The 15,262-nt window shown below is 37.1% G+C and carries 11 protein-coding genes; 5 read left to right on the plus strand and 6 right to left on the minus strand.

Annotated elements, in window-relative coordinates; genetic code table 11:
• Positions 1-3 precede the first annotated feature (3 nt).
• Complete coding sequence (locus AC4MRQ_RS12275) at positions 4-1,080, minus strand: glycoside hydrolase family 97 N-terminal domain-containing protein (protein WP_491197970.1); 1,077 nt, start codon at positions 1,078-1,080, stop codon at positions 4-6.
• 676 nt (positions 1,081-1,756) lie between these two features.
• Between AC4MRQ_RS12275 and AC4MRQ_RS12280 the strand changes: the two genes are divergently transcribed.
• The 4 genes from AC4MRQ_RS12280 (at position 1,757) to speB (ending at position 7,592) form a co-directional block, all read left to right on the plus strand.
• Complete coding sequence (locus AC4MRQ_RS12280) at positions 1,757-3,889, plus strand: 2-hydroxyacyl-CoA dehydratase (protein WP_491197971.1); 2,133 nt, start codon at positions 1,757-1,759, stop codon at positions 3,887-3,889.
• Positions 3,890-3,921: 32 nt separating this feature from the next.
• Entirely contained in the window at positions 3,922-5,037 is a 1,116-nt protein-coding gene (locus AC4MRQ_RS12285; protein WP_491197972.1) for a methyl-accepting chemotaxis protein, read from the plus strand.
• Between the two features lie 289 nt (positions 5,038-5,326).
• Entirely contained in the window at positions 5,327-6,742 is a 1,416-nt protein-coding gene (locus AC4MRQ_RS12290; protein ID WP_491197973.1) for a type III PLP-dependent enzyme domain-containing protein, read from the plus strand.
• Positions 6,732-7,592: an agmatinase gene (gene speB / locus AC4MRQ_RS12295; RefSeq protein ID WP_491197974.1), complete on the plus strand. Its 861-nt coding sequence runs from the start codon at positions 6,732-6,734 to the stop codon at positions 7,590-7,592. Before AC4MRQ_RS12290 ends, speB begins: the two co-directional genes overlap by 11 nt.
• A gap of 4 nt (positions 7,593-7,596) precedes the next feature.
• Here the strand turns inward: speB and gshAB are convergent, their stop codons facing one another.
• Positions 7,597-9,912 (minus strand): bifunctional glutamate--cysteine ligase GshA/glutathione synthetase GshB, encoded by a 2,316-nt coding sequence (gshAB, locus tag AC4MRQ_RS12300; protein WP_491197975.1) that lies wholly within the window; start codon positions 9,910-9,912, stop codon positions 7,597-7,599.
• A 2-nt stretch (positions 9,913-9,914) separates the two neighbouring features.
• The gene (locus AC4MRQ_RS12305) at positions 9,915-11,240 is read right to left on the minus strand and encodes an MATE family efflux transporter (RefSeq protein WP_491197976.1); all 1,326 of its coding nucleotides are present in this window, start codon (positions 11,238-11,240) and stop codon (positions 9,915-9,917) included.
• A 183-nt stretch (positions 11,241-11,423) separates the two neighbouring features.
• On the opposite strand from AC4MRQ_RS12305, the gene AC4MRQ_RS12310 reads away from it, so the two are divergent.
• Complete coding sequence (locus AC4MRQ_RS12310; RefSeq protein ID WP_491197977.1) at positions 11,424-11,981, plus strand: sigma-70 family RNA polymerase sigma factor; 558 nt, start codon at positions 11,424-11,426, stop codon at positions 11,979-11,981.
• Between the two features lie 172 nt (positions 11,982-12,153).
• Here AC4MRQ_RS12310 and AC4MRQ_RS12315 read toward each other — a convergent pair whose 3' ends face one another.
• The 3 genes from AC4MRQ_RS12315 to AC4MRQ_RS12325 form a co-directional block, all read right to left on the minus strand.
• Positions 12,154-13,050: a DUF1735 domain-containing protein gene (locus AC4MRQ_RS12315; RefSeq protein WP_491197978.1), complete on the minus strand. Its 897-nt coding sequence runs from the start codon at positions 13,048-13,050 to the stop codon at positions 12,154-12,156.
• Positions 13,051-13,096: 46 nt separating this feature from the next.
• On the minus strand, positions 13,097-14,818 hold the full coding sequence (locus tag AC4MRQ_RS12320) for a RagB/SusD family nutrient uptake outer membrane protein (RefSeq protein ID WP_491197979.1): 1,722 nt from the start codon (positions 14,816-14,818) through the stop codon (positions 13,097-13,099).
• Positions 14,819-14,827: 9 nt separating this feature from the next.
• Positions 14,828-15,262: hypothetical protein (locus AC4MRQ_RS12325; RefSeq protein WP_491197980.1), on the minus strand; the 435-nt coding region annotated here is incomplete at its 5' end.

Genomic DNA, 15,262 nt, shown 5'->3' on the forward strand with positions numbered 1-15,262 from the left:
CTGCTATATCACAATATCACTCTGACTTGCATCTATCTCTGTAGTTGATTTACTCCAGCCCTCGTCAAGTATAATGTATTCCAATCCGTATTTAGACGCAAAGTCAATATAATATTTATAGGTATCGGTATTGATACCAGCTTTAAAATCAACCCCATAAATATTATTGGCATTATACCAATCCCAAGCTACTTTTCCTGGTTTAATCCATGAATAATCGTCAATCTTGTTCGGAGCTGCCAGCTGATACGCCAGATTACTTTCAACCAAATCTTTATCATCATCGGAGATAATCATAACTCTCCATGGAAAATCACGTTTGCCTTTTGTTTGAGCAATATAGTCGGCGCTGGTAATAATTTGACTACGATCAGATCCCCTTTCTGCCGGTTTAGCATCCGTAACAAAACCAGGATGTTTTGCTTTAAGCACATTACTATTTGTTCCAAGTAAGAACATATGCGGATAATCACTTACATCGGTTTCTGTAAACAACACATTAACTCCATCAGTTTTCATAAGGACAGGTAATGAACAAAGATCAGAGTCTAAAAGATCACTCAGTGTAACTTCCTCATACATTCGCTCATAATGAGACACCATCGATCTTTCAGAGGGAAAATAACTTTCTGTTTCACCTTTAAATTGCAGGTTTAATAATTCGTTTGAGACTGTAATGTTCTTCTTATAAGAACTACTAAAACGATAAGCTACTCCGTCATTATAAGCTCTGAATGTAACTGATGGATGGTCTCTGAATTCAATCCTTAATTCCTTGTAATTATCTGTTATGGTAGCGTCTTTATTTGCAACAATTGGTTTAATAACCTTATTTGATTCATATAATTTATGTTTTTTGACACGAAATTCTTTTCCAACAAAAGACATACCTTGTAATTGCAAACCAATTTGGCTATTTGATATTATTTCCTGGTCTTTATAAAAAACACTAAACTGAATTTCATTTGAAACACTCACATCAACTACCAATTGTCCATCAGGACTCTTAAGTTGATAGTCTTTTGCATTTGACAAGATTGAAACCAGTAATAAAGGAATGATTAATCGGAATTTTTTCATGATTTAGATTTTGTACAGATTGTTTAAGCTTCCCGAATTTAAAGCTTTTCAATTATTTAGAGATAGTTTTTGCCATTAAATCTTAATCAATCGTGACTATTTATTTCTGAATTTCAATACATTTGATTAAATGTGATCAGCAAAATATACATTCGTATAATTTTAATTTTATCGAGGAACTTATAATTGACTATATCATACAGATTGTTTTTCTCCAACAAGAATAACCTGACAAACCACTTTCAGCATTAATGGGTAACAATTTTCGATCACTACATAATTCAATTGTATAATCCGGGTTAGTATAATATAACGGTATTGATAACAAACAAACATGCTTTTTGTCCAATGATACTATCACTATTCTTAGACACTGCATACTAACTAAAACTGATTAGTTATACTTCAATTATTACATTCTCAAACAAAAACACGCACAAAACACTAATTTCAAAACATTTAATAAATATTCCTTTACAAATCCTTATTCAGATTAGATATAAAAAAGCGTTTCAACGCAAAATAATTCTTGAATGCATAAATCTAATGACTACATATCTATTCATTTTATGTATATTCGAATCATTCTACATCGGGATTACAATTAGTAACATTTTGTAACCTACAATAATCATGGGGATCGATTATCGGGTTATGAGCAATTGATAACTTAACGATGAAGAAAGAACAAGATTTGGTAACAAAAGCTGAATTACGAAATGATGCGTATAAAGCATTTCGATCATTTTACAAAGACTCTAACCAGAGTGGAGATACCTTAAGTATGGTTTCTCCTCTTAAGTTTCAGGCTACGAAAAGTCTTATTACGCGGCGCACCACATTATTAAGAGAAGCGTTCAAACCTGACACAAAGGTGATGGCGACTTCTTTACTTGTGCCATCTGAACTGGCGTGGGCGCTTGACTGCATCCCCCTAAACCTGGAAATGTTCAGTAGCTTACTGGCCTCACATTCAAAAATTTTAGCATTAACAAACAAAGGGAGTCTTACCTCGCCGCGCTGCAGTTTTATCAATTCGGTGAAAGGTGCCATGATGGAAAACCTTGTACCTAAGCCAGATATTCTTTTAAGCTCAACTGCTTATTGTGAGGGAATTGGATTAGCTTTCGAGGATTTCAAAAATAATTTTGACTCACCACATTTTCATATTGATATCCCTTCATACGACGAAGATTTAAGTGTAAGAAGTTTGTCAAAGCACTTAAAAGAATTGTTCTTAGATATGGCGACAAGTATTTCTTTGAATCATGAAGAAGCGCTTTGCAATTTCAGGAGAGTCATGTACAATTCCGTAAAAGCTAAAAACAGTTGTCTGAAAATATGGGAACTTAGAAAACAACAAGGCCCATTTAATTTAGGGCTTGAGCCATTACACTGGCACATGCAATTCTTGCCAATGTGGGGGGATGACCGAGCCTTTGGAATTTGCGAAAAGCTTTATGATGAAATAGATAATTATATCAATAACACTCCTAATGATGAATTAACAAAAGGTACGCCTGTTGGAATGTTTGGACTTATTCCCTATGGAAGAACCGATATATGGAGGCAATTAAAGGAAGCCGATATGTATACAAGCTTCGAAGGAGTTAACTACATGGGTAATATAAACCTGCCACACGAAGACTCCCTCCACCAACTTAGTATTGACGAATTATTCGATATTCTTGCTGAAACACTGATTAGTACACCAATGAGAGGTGGTCAAATCAAAGAAAAAAGTGATACTTTCCTGAAAGAAGTTAAAGCAATGCATGGTAAAGGCATGATAATTATCTCGCAGGAACACTGTCAACTACTTGCCCCGCGTCTCCATGAACTTGAAAATGCAGCCGATAACAATGGAATAAAGGTTGTATCGCTTGGCGGTGACTGCATATTAGGAATGCCTAAAGGGCCAACAACCTTTAGATTAAACACTTTTATTGATAGTTTAACAGATCGTCGATTAAAGAAATCTTTTGCCGCTCCATTAATGTTCAGAAAACCCACCACAAGCGATTATCGTTTAGGAGTAGATTTTGGAAGTGGCTTCAGTAAGTTTGTACTGATTGATCAGAAAGGTGGCATAGCAAAACAAGGTGTTATAACTTCTGGAATTGATTATCCGGGGTTATTGGATAATATAAAGTCTACTATTTCAATGCCTGATCCCTACAAAATGGCCATTTCAGGCGTTGGTAGCGACAATCAATGCCTAAAAGGAAAAGTTGATTTACAAACAACTGAGTTAAATGCACTTATCGCTTCGTGCAGGAACTTGTTTAGTTATAAAGATCAATTACTTGTTATTGACATTGGCACCCAAGATGTTAAAATCCTCCATTTTAACGATATGGATTCTAATCCGTGGATTAACACCAATAAAAGTTGCGGAGCAGGAACTGGAATGGTTCTTTCACAAATTCTTGACAGATGGCGCCAAAGCCATCCAGAATATGACTTTGACACACTTGATAAATTGGCCTACGAAGCTTCAGAAGGTGAAATGATTAATACCACCTGTGGTATTTTTGCTATCACTAATGTTGTTTCAGCACTGGTTCAGGCGGATGATGAACGACGTAAGTCAATCGTATGGGGACTCTACCAATACATTGCCGCACAAGCCATTAAATTACTCCCTGAATCATTACAAAATGGCTGTGAGGTATTCTTGACAGGTGGAGTAGCCAGGCACAAGTCTTTACAAAAAGTGTTCAAAGAAAGAGGTTTTGAGCTGATTAAGCCCCAAATGACCATTCATCCACAGTACCTTGTAGCATACGGGACGGCCCTATCAACTTAATTATGAATAACTAACAACTAATATAGGGAACTATGAATTTACTTTTTTATGGAACAATTTTAATCAGTCTGGCTGCTGTTGTCTGTTGGCTTTTCGTTTATTGGTTTTTCAGAAAAACCTTTGTTCTTCTGATAGGTTCAGTCTTTCTGGCCGTAATTGCAATGGTAGCTTGCTTTGGACTGGCTGTTGGTGTAAATGGTTTAATGCAATTAACATGGGCTGTTCCCATTGCTATAGTATGTATTCTGGCTTCGTATTATTTACTATCGCAACAAGTGCAAAAACCAATTGTTAAGCTGACTGAATACATCAACCAGATGTCAAATAATGATTTAAGCATAAAAGTTGATGATTCATTACTTAGCAAAAAAATGGAAATAGGTATTATTGCCAATTCCATTGAAAAGCTTATTGAAAACTCAAGAAATCTGGTTAAAGAGATTCATAATAATTCGGCATTACTGAACGAATCCAGTAAGCAGTTAATTTCGAGTTCACAAGCTTTAACCAGAGGCGCTTCTGTTCAGGCCAGTAATCTGGAGGAGATCTCTGCTTCAATTGAAGAGATGACCGCCAACATCAAAGCCAATGCTGCTAATGCACACTCTTCAAGTCAATTGAGCGAAGACTCAAGCCAATTACTGACCATTAGTCACAAACAAGCACAAAAGGTCAGTGAGATGATTCACCAAATGGACACGCAATTAAAAAGTATCAAAGAAATTGCTGAGAAAACTAATATTCTGGCCATTAATGCTTCAATTGAAAGTGTAAAATCCGGGGAGTTCGGCAGAGGATTTTCGGTAGTTGCAAAAGAAGTTCGCAACCTGGCCGAGCAATCGAAAGAAACAGGTGGACAAATTATAGAAAATAGTCAGGTAGGTGTTCAGAATATTGATAGCTTAACATCAGAAATTGAGCAATTAGTTGGCAAAAATACTGATTCATTAAATTCAATTAAAGAGGTAGCATCTGCCAGTGAAGAAATGAGTATAGGTGCCAGTCAAATAAACAGTGCCATACAGGAACTCAACTCTATTGGACAGGAAAATGCAGCGGCTTCTGAGGAAGTGAATACAACAGCAGAACAACTCAACCAGGTATCTGAGCTTTTGAATAAATTATTGAATCAATATAAGCTTAATTAAAAACTTAGTTCCTACTTAAAGGAAGTATACAATCGGGATTACTTTGGAAAAAGTTTTGATTGTAATTATTTTACGATCAGAACTTTTTCTTTATTATTTAGGTAACAGAATTTTGGTACAGACCTCCATTTAAATAAATTGAAAACAGTTTTGCATAATTCAAATTGTTAACAGGATTCAATCATTAATTACTCTTAAACATTTGAAATATCAATGCAGATTTTTAACACATTTTTGAATAAATTTGCCTCGATAAAGATAATGTAGAATACCACCGGGATTAAAGTTGATGAAGAACACTTATTTTGATTTGATTGAGCAAAGCTTTTACTTTCCTCAAGAGGGGTTTGATCTCAAAAATGAATACCTCACATTTCATGGTGTATCCTTAAAATATTTGATTGGGAAATATGGCACACCATTTCGATTTATATACCTTCCAAAAATTGGTGATCAAATAAAAAAAGCACGTAATTTATTTAATCGTGCCATTAAAAATAATGCCTATAAGGGCAAATATCACTTTTGCTATTGCACCAAGTGTAATCACTTTAATCATGTAATCAATGAAGCCTTAAAACACAAGGTTAGTATTGAGACCTCTTCATCATTTGATATTGATCTGATACGCTACCTTCATAAGAAAGGCAAAATCAATAAAGACATTATTACCATACACAATGGTTATAAGACAGACGAATACTTAAAAAAAATCATCAAGCTTCAAGAAGAGGGCTTTTCCAATTCCATTATTGTTCTCGATAGTATCAATGAGTACGACCGCCTCTTAAAATTAAAGTCGAAGCAAAAGCTCAAGATCGGTATTCGTATGGCCGTTAACGAAGAGGCCCAATCGGCTTATTATACTTCACGACTGGGAATCCAGAATAAGAAAATCCTCAACTTTTTCAGAGATAAAATCAAGAACAATGATAAAGTAGAGCTGAAGATGCTGCACTTTTTTGTTGATTCTGGGATAAAGGATACACCTTACTATTGGGGGGAATTTCAAAAGGCTTTGAAATTATATGTTGAGTTGAAGAAAGAAAGTACGGAACTGGAATCGTTCAACCTGGGCGGCGGTTTCCCAATTCGTAATCATCTTGGTTTTGAGTACAATTACGAGTATATGATTCACGAAATCATTTCAAACATCAAAGCGGCTTGTACGAAAGAAAATGTGATGGAACCGGATATTTACACTGAGTTTGGAAAATATACTGTTGGAGAAGCAGGTGCTATCATTTTTGAAGTGTTGGAGCAAAAACAACAAAATGACACCGAAAACTGGTACATCATCAATAATAGCTTAATGAATACGATTCCTGATGCCTGGTCCATACAGGAAAAATTTATTCTGCTTCCGGTAAATAAATGGGACAATGAGTACGGACGAGTCAATATTGGTGGAATAAGTTGTGACCATTCTGATTACTATAACTCCGAGGATTTTAATCAGGAAGTGTTATTACCACGATACAGCGATACAGACAAAGAGCCGTTGTACCTGGGTTTTTTCCATACAGGTGCTTATCAGGACTCAGTGAGCGGATACGGTGGTATTAAGCATTGCCTGATTCCAGCTCCTAAACATGTCATTATTGATCGGGATGATACTGGAAATATTGTAGACACTGTATATCGTGAGGAACAATCGGTTCGTGAGATGTTGGATATTTTAGGTTATCTCGAAGATGAAGAATAGAATATTTGGTGATATAGATGATAAGATCGTTGAACTAAATGAAGCAGCAATTCTACTTCAATCCATTCCTTATGATGGCACATCCACATGGGGCAAAGGCGCTGATAAAGGCTTTGATATATTCATGAATACAACACCTAACCTGGAGTTTTATGATATCGAGACTGACTCTGAAGTATACAAAAAGGGCATTCATATCCTACCACCGATTAATGAAAACAGAAGTCCGGAACAGGTTTATGAAACAGTTCTGAAAAAAACACAGGAACTTCTGGAACTCAATAAGTTTTTGACCTTCTTTGGAGGTGAACACTCTGTTAGTATTGGTGTGATTGAAGCTTATCGTCAGAAATTTAAAAACCTGACAGTGCTGCAGCTGGATGCCCATTCTGATTTACGCCCCTCATACCTCGGAAGCGAATACAATCATGCCTGTGCCCTGCATCAGGCTTCGCAAACCACTAATTTGATTCAGGTTGGTGTGCGAAGTATGGATGTTATTGAAAAACCTTTCCTGAATAAAGAAAAGTGTTTCCTCGCCGAAGAAATATATGGGACAGAAAGTTGGATGGATCAAAGTATCAACTTAATGACCGATGATGTGTACCTGACCATTGATCTGGATGCGCTGGATCCATCTATAATGCCATCAACTGGTACTCCAGAGCCAGGTGGATTGAGTTGGGATACTACCATTCGTTATCTTAAAAAAGTATTTGAACGAAAAAATGTTGTTGGTTTTGACATTGTGGAATTTGCCCCAATTGATGGTCTACATGCTCCTGATTTCCTGGTAACTAAATTATATTACAAGCTGCTTAGTTATAAGTTTTATTCCAATAAGCATTAAAGCTTTAAAACCCCAGAGCATCCAGCATCTTAGCATTCAATCGCCTGTTTTTCCCTATAAAAGGATGACAGTGAATATGAATGGCCGGATTAAAGTTCATCTCAATTATCGAATAATTGTCTTTAGTGGCTGGTATATGGATATCGTCAATCATCATATCCAGGCCGGTCACTTTCACATTTAAAGCTTTAGCTGCCTCAATAGCCAATTGTTTATACGATTCATGAACCTCATCGGTAAAGTCAATACTATCGCCCCCTGTACTTATATTCGAGTTCTCACGCAAAAACACCTGTTGATTTTTGTTCGGTAGTGAATCAAAATTAAGACCTTGCGTTTGTAAAAACATAGATTCAGCTTCTCCCATGGCAATCTTTTCTAAAGGTGTTTTATAGCCCTTACCGCGCAATGGGTTTTGATTCTTCTTCTCAATCAATTGGGCAATGGTTGACTTACCATCCCCTATCACATTAGCCGGTACACGGTGCAGAATCCCGACCAGCTCATCGTTTATAATGAACATACGATACTCTTTACCGCTTATAAATTGTTCAATCAGTATTGTATTATCATGTTGAAAAGCCATCCTGACTGCTTGATCATACATTGACTTATCAGTATTCTCCTTTATAATACTGATCCCTAATCCAAAATTGGTAGACTTGGGCTTGATAACAATCGCCTGCCCTTTATATTCATTGAACTGATTTAAAGCAACATCAGGAGCATAGTACTCCTGTCCCACCGGACTATTTAAACCGGATGCCTGCAGTACCTTTTTAGTCATCACCTTGTTTTCCATTAATAACACACTGGCATAATTATCAAGGGATGTTCGGGTGGCCTGCATCACATATTCTGTCTTAATTGGAGTGGACAAACGAACAAAATTCTCACTCCTATCCATAATCTCAAACGAGACTCCACGTAACATTGCTTCACGAAGCAATAATTGAGTTGACAGCTCCATATCTTCCAAGCCAAAGAAATGATAAGTCTTTTGTTGACTATACTCAAGATATTTATTAGCCTTATCCAAATTCCATTGAATAAAATTATCGCGTTCCAACTCTTTTAGAAACCTTACTGCTGGTCGTTTGTCCGGATTATTGACTAAATACTGCAGGTGCTCAAAGCTCTCACTATATTTCTGATCAAGAAAGTATCCGGTTAATTCAATCATTTCACTTAAAATATCTCGAAGTGCACCTTGGAGAGGCTGCTGTTGTCCATCATCCGTTATAATGCTCACCTGCTCATCCATTATAAAAGAAGCAGCCCATTCATGATTAACATAGGCCCGTTCTTGCGCCTTATGATCCAGAATATCGGGTTCTTGTTTAAACAAGCAATACACCAAAAACTGATGTATAATGCGGGCATGATGAATATCCACTCCTGTCTTAACAAAGGGATTTAAATCAAGTAAACGAACCTCCAGATGTGATATATCCTTATCTCCATCCCTTGTCTTGACACGGATGGAAGCATAGTTTTCTTTCGCTTGCGATATTAGTCCTTTTCTGATTGCATCATCAATACTCTGATGATAATCGGACAAAGAATTATAATTTAAACACAAATTTTCCTTATTACGGTATCCACACATGCTGTTACGCATTGATCCGGCATGAGATAAATGAAAAGTATCATCTTTGAGTTTAGGTAATAGATTAACACACTCTTTGATATAACTACTGTGTACTACAGGGCTATTACCGAGTAAAGCAATCAGGAACCACCTGTAACGTTTAAAGTTACGTAAGGTCTTAAAATACACTTGCTCGTGAAACTGTTCGTAACTAATGAAGGTAGATCCACTTGCTTGATACATTTGTAAAAGTATCTGATCATTGAATGATACATTAAAGTGGACTCCAGACAACAGCTGTTTCTTACGACCATACTCCTGTGCCAGATATTGTCTATATTGCTCCATTTCGGCTCCTTTTTCGTCAAAACGTGCGATAGGGATATCTTCCTCTGCATCGGGCAGTATTGGTGGTGCGCTTTGAGGCCAAAGCAACTCATTAGATAAGTTTAAGCTTACCTCATCATGAAGCGTCTCCAAAAATCCAAGTGCTTCATCAATACTATCCCGCACAGGTGTGATCATCTCAATCTGACTCTCAGAAAAATCGGTTGTTATATAAGGATGGTCCGTTTTATTACCAAATACTTTGGGATGAGGTGTTTGAGCCAGCCGGCCTTGTAAATCTACTCGTACATTTTCCTTCTCAAAACCAAAACCGCCTTCAAATAGACGTTGGTTTTTGTGTTCTGAAATAATTGAATCTATATTAATTGCTTGATGAATCATATCTATATCTTTTTGAGCCATTTTGTTCGAATATAAAAGTAAGCAGTGGTAACTAACGAACCTCTGAAAACAGTGCTTATCAATATGGCATACCAAATGCCATTTACCCCTAATAAATGTGGTTGAGACAACCAAAGAGCCAAAGGTACCCTAACCACTGTCATGATGATATTTATACTGGCCGGATAGCGCGTTTTTCCAATTCCGTTGATCACCCCCGAGCCTGTCATTTCAATGCACATAAATACTTGTGACAGTCCAACGATCCGTAAATAAGCTGATCCGATCTCAACAGTTTCAGCATAATTAACAAACCAACGAACCATCTCTTCCGAAAATAGCAGAAATACAACCGTCATGACAGCACCAAAAAGAATTGCCACGCTAATACCAGATTGGTAACCTTTATGGATACGATCAAAAATGTTAGCTCCAAAATTCTGACCAGTGAATGAAATAATAGCACCATTTAATCCCCCAACCGTCATAAAGGTCATGGCCTCAAGCTGCAAACCAATTTTTTGAGCCGCTATGGCATCACTTCCAAAACCAGCCACAATACGAGCCATTATAATAGCTATAACTGAAAAAATCATATACTGCAAAGAAGGTGGAAAACCTATTTTTGCCAGTTGAGCCACCAACCTTAGCGAAAAGTCCCATGACTTTCTTGCTCCTAAAAACAAAGATGATCGTTGCTTCCAAAAAACAAATGAAGCGATAAATTGCGATATCAACGTAGCCACAGCCGCACCTGTGACTCCCAGTTTTAAACCAAAAATAAATAAAGGATCAAGCAAAATATTCAACACTACACCTACAAGGGTAATCTGAAATGGCTTTTTTGAGTCGCCCCGTGCATTACTTACACCTGCGAACAAACGGGTAGTGAAGATAAAGAACAAACCAACCGAAGACCACCTTAAGTATTGATGAGCCATGCTTTCGGTATTGATATTATTCAACTTGAAAAATCCTATAAGTTGTTGATGTTGGAATTGAATCATTAATACATATAATAATGTTAACAGCATCACACCAACAAAGGCGTTAAAAGCTAACTTTTGTGCTGCCGAATCATCTTTACGACCAATGGCCTGCGATACTGAAATATTACTTCCCACCAGGATAATAGCCGATAAGGCCCAACCCAAATGCAGAAAGAAACCAGAACTACCAACTGCAGCAACCGCATCTGATCCCAATTTGCCTACCCAAAGCATATCAGTAAAATTATAGGCAAACTGCATAAATGATGAGCCTATAATAGGAATAGCCAGTTTTATAATTGTTGAAAGAACAGGTCCCTTGCTTAAATCTTTTTGCATGTTTAATTAACTCTTTTTCTATGTATCATACATTGCATCAACAATACTGTTTTAGTTTAGTTGAGACTTTAATTGTTTTTGTGATCCGTTTAACAAGACGAATAAAAACCAAAATGATGCATCAAAAAATAACATTGATGAGAAAATTAACTTATCTGTCTGTTGATTTCATAAATTTGCATAATGGAAGTACGGATCGAGCAATTATATCAGGAGCTTTATGGCTACATCAGAAAACGCATAACCAACACCTCAGATGCGGAGGATGTCACGCAGGATGTCTTTTTAAAGCTATCAGGCTCTGACTTGGGCAAAGTAAATAACCTGAAAAGCTGGATGTACACCATCACTCGCAATACCATTACCGATTATTACCGCAAAAAGAAAATCATCACCGAGGAAAACGAAAACCTGTATGTTGATGAATTAGAGAAGGATAGTTCGGCCGTGGAAGAGCTTAGCACATGCATGCTAAGTTTTATTAATCAATTGCCAGAGGACTACAAGCGGATTCTGCTTTTATCTGAAATTAATAATGTTCCTCAAAAGGAGATCGCCGAAAAGCTGAACATGAATTATGTAACTGTCCGATCAAAAGTTCAGCGTGGTCGCAACAAGTTAAAAACTCTATTTACTAATTGTTGCAATATTGAAACCGATAAGCGAGGTTCAATAATTGATTATGAGAAGAAAAAGGATACTTCTTCTTCTCATAATTCGAGGTCAGGTTGTAAGACTTGATTTTCCTTTTTTCAGGGCTATTCTGAATAATCTCAAAGTATCTGATTGAGTTTGCTGTACAAACATATTTTATTTCCTCCCCAAAAGTCAAAGAATTAATCACTCTTGATAAAAAATAGCCCCGCCATAAAACGGGCAGGGCTGTGATTGTGTATTAATAAAGCAGACTATATTACCATTCCTCTAATAAAATACCATCGTTACGGAAAATAAGTTCTTCCTGTATATGATGACGATTCCCATCTCCATCAGTATATTCGTAATCAAGGGTAAATAATTGCTCATTCAGATTAAAACTACTACCGTTATCCTGAATTGTTTCTACGGCCGTTCCAGCAAGTCCTTGAACAGATAAATCTGTACCCGTTCGTACCAAGGCCATTTTGTAGCTTCCACCTGTATTACCACCAATGCCATTGGTTACAACACTGTCTTTACCAGCTGTTAACACATCCCACACCTCATTACGTACTAACTCTTCATCGCTATATTTAATAGTATCAATAGCATTACCTTCAGTATCATAGATATATTCGTTGCCTTTATGGTAATAGTAACCATGCATATTACTAATATATTTAATCACCAATATGGTGTAATCTTTACCAGCCATTGGATCTTCAGTGTTGCGTAATGTGGAATCTGCCGTTGTTTCAGTAATTTGGAGAGGTAAAGCATAGGTTTTATTATGAGCCAACGGATCAGCCATAAAAGCTTCTTCGTTAATATCTACATCCACTAAACCTAAGAACTCCCCTGCTGGAATCACCATTTTTGAATTGTCGCTTAAAGTGTAATAATTCTCAGGCAGTAAAGTAAAGGTTGTTTCTGCTAGTAAGGACTCATCAATCTCAAAATTCACAACCTCTTCGCGCGTATTCTCGCGCACTCCGGCACGGGCAACACCAACCTTTAAGCGCATATCATCCGACTGAACAAGCGTCCGAACCGGTTTTTGCATGGCAAAATAAGTAGCGCTATACTCATAATCATATAAGTAATCCTCGTATTTTTCGCAGCTTGTCAGTGTGAACAGAACTGTCGAAAGTAGTATTATAAACTGTTTCATCTTCTTGAATTTAAGTCTTCGGGCCCAATGACCCGAAGCATATCGTTTACCAACCTTTATTTTGTACTATTTCAGATGACTTTAATACTTCACTAAAAGGAATAGGTCCGTACAGCATATGATCCTGATAGCTATATGTTTCAACATCAATTGGAGTCATTTGGAATGTTGTGTCAATATCTGTAACAACCCGATCAATTTGAACTCCTTTGATGGTGGTATTAAGTTGCTCCAATGAACTGTTCCATCTTCGTAAGTCAAAAAAGCGATGATTTTCAAAACAAAGCTCGATTCGACGCTCATTTTGCACCAACTCGCGGAAAGCGGCTAATCCTTGTGTAGCTACCTCATCAACATAAGCTGTTGAATTGATGCCTGATCGGCTACGCACTGCGTTTATTGCCTCTCGGGCTGTCATTCCCAGTCCGCCGTCTCCATCAGGTCCCCAAGCTTCATTAGCTGCTTCGGCATAGTTCAAGTACATTTCAACTTTGCGGAACAAGGCAAAATAATGAATATCTGTTTTCGGGTTACTTACTTCAAGATTTACATCTTCACTCATCCACTTACGTAAAAGGTACCCAGTTCTTGTTACACGTTCCGGACTGGCTAAAACCGAATTAGCACCTGTTGTTGATAAGTCGATAACAGTATCCTTTAAGGTAGCCCCATGGTAAAGAATTGTGTTGTAAAAACGCGGATCACGTCCCTCATATGGCAATGCTTCATCATAACCACTGTTCATTTCGTCAGTTATAGGGTAACCATTGGCCATTGGAAATGCATCCACAAGATTTTGGCTTGGATTGGTTCTTCCCCGACCAAATAATACTGTAGGGAAATTTGCATTCTCCAGAGCTTTTCCCTGATCATATTTTCGCATGATTAATTCAGCACTATTTTGCTCATTATAATCATCTACGGAAAATGAAGGAAGAGTTCCAATTTCATCTATAATCGCCTTTGACGAAATCGCAGCCCGTTCCCATTTCTGAATATCATTTGTCGTAAATAAAGGACTTGCTGCATAAAGAGTCGCTCTTGATTTTAAAGCAAGGGCAGCTAACTTGGTAGCACGACCAATATGATTGTCATTTATTTCTTCCGGTACATCTGTACCCTTTTCATACTCGGCTGGTAAATAAACAGCTGCGGTATCGCAATCATCATTCAGTTGTTGCAAACATTCTTCGTAAGTATTGCGTGCTAACTTCAATTCTTCATCCTGAGTGTAAACCTTTGTTAATATTGGATAGCCCAAAATATTACCATTCGCATCAGGACCGGCATGATTTTGCAAAAGTAACCATTGGTACCAAGCCCTTAAGAAGTAAGCCTCACCCTTAAGTCTAACCTTACGTAAGCTGTCAATCTCTGCATTATGATCCACATAAGTCAATTCTAAGCCGTTTTCCAGAAATAAATTAATGTTTCGAATCTGATTAAAGGCGGCATTCCATTCATCAATAGGATTACTATTGGCCGACCAAGCACCAAAACGAAGCTTTTCCATTGATGTGCCATAAACATTTGAAGTTGCATTATCTGTAGCACAATCAAGAAAATCACTTCCATATGTGTTATACATCTCTGGCATAGCTTTATAGGCAGCCATTAATATACCTTGAGCATAATCCGGATGACTCCAGATTTGTTCTTCTGTTTTGTTCTCATCTAATTCTGGTTCAAAATAATCGTTGCAAGCACTTAGCGACAAGACCAGAATAATAAAGAACCAACTGTTATTAATACATTTTTTCATCTTCATCTTTCAATATTAAAAGGTTACAGAAACACCACCAGTAATAGCCCTCATCAATGGGAAATCATTAATACCGGCATCAATATTTTCCGGATCCAGATCATCAAATTTGCTGATAGCGAATAAATTGGTTCCTCTCACAAATACTTTTGCTTTTTTCATGTAAAGTGCAGGTAACAATTTGTCAGGTAATGAATAACTTAACTCAACGTTCTTAAGCCTAAAATACCCGGCACTTTTCATCCAATAATCAGAAGCTACAAAATTGTTGGTTCCGTTGGTGGTGGTTAGTGGATAATTGCTTTCAGCAGCCATAACCGAATATTTCCGCTCTCCAAAATTCCAGAAGTAGCGATTATCGGTCATTACATCAAATCCATCCTGAAAAACACCAAGCGCATATAAACCAATTCCTTTGTATTGTAAATCTATATGCATACCCATGTTCAA

Source organism: Carboxylicivirga sp. (assembly GCF_982718395.1).

Bases quoted from the DNA above. Each gene is read 5' to 3' on its own strand.
- AC4MRQ_RS12285 (WP_491197972.1), top strand. From the start codon at position 3,922: ATGAATTTACTTTTTTATGGAACAATTTTAATCAGTCTGGCTGCTGTT.
- AC4MRQ_RS12280 (WP_491197971.1), top strand. From the start codon at position 1,757: ATGAAGAAAGAACAAGATTTGGTAACAAAAGCTGAATTACGAAATGAT.
- AC4MRQ_RS12310 (WP_491197977.1), top strand. From the start codon at position 11,424: ATGGAAGTACGGATCGAGCAATTATATCAGGAGCTTTATGGCTACATC.
- AC4MRQ_RS12290 (WP_491197973.1), top strand. From the start codon at position 5,327: ATGAAGAACACTTATTTTGATTTGATTGAGCAAAGCTTTTACTTTCCT.
- speB (WP_491197974.1), top strand. From the start codon at position 6,732: ATGAAGAATAGAATATTTGGTGATATAGATGATAAGATCGTTGAACTA.
- AC4MRQ_RS12305 (WP_491197976.1), bottom strand. From the start codon at position 11,240: ATGCAAAAAGATTTAAGCAAGGGACCTGTTCTTTCAACAATTATAAAA.
- AC4MRQ_RS12315 (WP_491197978.1), bottom strand. From the start codon at position 13,050: ATGAAACAGTTTATAATACTACTTTCGACAGTTCTGTTCACACTGACA.
- gshAB (WP_491197975.1), bottom strand. From the start codon at position 9,912: ATGATTCATCAAGCAATTAATATAGATTCAATTATTTCAGAACACAAA.
- AC4MRQ_RS12320 (WP_491197979.1), bottom strand. From the start codon at position 14,818: ATGAAGATGAAAAAATGTATTAATAACAGTTGGTTCTTTATTATTCTG.
- AC4MRQ_RS12275 (WP_491197970.1), bottom strand. From the start codon at position 1,080: ATGAAAAAATTCCGATTAATCATTCCTTTATTACTGGTTTCAATCTTG.